The 1,466-nt window shown below is 34.9% G+C and carries 1 protein-coding gene; it reads right to left on the reverse strand.

Annotated features, from left to right (window positions below):
• Nucleotides 1-126: 126 nt before the first annotated feature.
• Nucleotides 127-1,320 (reverse strand): IS4 family transposase, encoded by a 1,194-nt coding sequence (locus TY15_RS22965; RefSeq protein WP_040205712.1) that lies wholly within the window; start codon nt 1,318-1,320, stop codon nt 127-129.
• Nucleotides 1,321-1,466 lie beyond the last annotated feature (146 nt).

A 1,466-nucleotide genomic window follows, 5' to 3' on the forward strand; every position in this document is an offset into this window, starting at 1 on the left:
ACCCACTGGCCTTGCATAGAAGTATAAAAATTGAATTATTTCAATAATTTTACATCTATTTTTGAAGCAGAGAATCAAAAAAGGGAATAAGGTGATAATTTGACCTCGTTCCCTTTTTTTACCTTTTTAGTTTTTTCTTTTTTTTACCAAAGCAACATTTCCAAACAACGGTTTATCTTTTTCAATTGGTATCGGGATTTTTTGTCTTCCTTTTGATCTCTTTTTCTTCCTATTTAGCTCATTATATATCCTTCTACCAGGCAAATATAAATACGTCTGTAGGATACGAAAGAACTCCCAAGGAGTTTTGGTTGACCTTGTTTGAAGCTTAATTATAAGTGAAATGCCTAACGCGATAAGTGCTAAAAACATTTGATTCCAGATACCTTGTGGTTTTGTGCTCCAAATTTTCGTCAATTTTAGATGTCCTTTAATCCATTTAAAGAATAACTCGATGAGCCAACGATTCTTATAGATTTCTAAGATTTGTTGGTCAGTTAGATCGAAACGTGTGGTCAATATCCGATAGATTCTCTCTTTTTCATCCACAAATTCAATGTAACGAACCGGTATGTTGGAAATTCCAAAGTTTACAAGAGCATCTCTTTTTATGGATGGATGAGTCGGCTCATATTCTTCTAATGAATAGAGGACCAAATTTTTAGTTATTCGTGTTACAAATGAAATATTCTTATCTAACCAATCTGTTAAGTTCTTTTTTGATGGATATCCTCTATCCATTACATATGTGGCTTCATCTTCCTCAATAATGAATTCTGAACTTTCAAAGTCACTCACAGTGCCCGTTGAGGGCACTATTTTATCAGGAAAGGAAACTTCTTTTGAGACTACAACTAGTCGAGTATGCATCTTGACAGCGTTGTGTCCCTTTGAAATAAATGCCCAATCACATAGGTTTTCTGGTAATCTAATTTCAGTGGAATCCACGATATTTAGGCGACCGATGCCCTTAGAGATGCCTTTGAATTCTTGTGTCAGCAGACGAATTTTACTCGCTACTTTTACAAACATTTTTTGAATCATTTCTGTTGGAAATTCATTGATACGACGGCTTAATTGTGAGCCACTTATGTTTTTTATATCGACCTCCTTACGGAGGTCAGGATAAGCTCGTAGCTTTTCCTCCATATGACTATATGAGCTCCATTGATCAAGTTGTGCAGCAACGAAAATTTTTAATAGCGACTTAGTCGTTAGTTTCTTACCGTAATCTAACAGTGGACACTCAAAATCCTCCATCGGAAGAATGGAGAGACATTGACAAATAAGCTTTTTCTGTCCTATAATTTGTTTTGTCAATTTAAGAAACTCCTTTGTAGAAGACTTGTTTGTTTAGGGAACGAAACAAGGTCAACAACTTCTACAATAGGAGTTTTTTTTTGGTGTGTAAATACTATTTTTTGAATTTATGGGATTATTTTAAAACCATGCAAGGCCAGTGGGCC

The sequence above is a fragment of the Neobacillus jeddahensis genome, from assembly GCF_000612625.1.
In the GTDB taxonomy this organism is placed as follows: Bacteria; Bacillota; Bacilli; order Bacillales; family Cytobacillaceae; genus Neobacillus; species Neobacillus jeddahensis.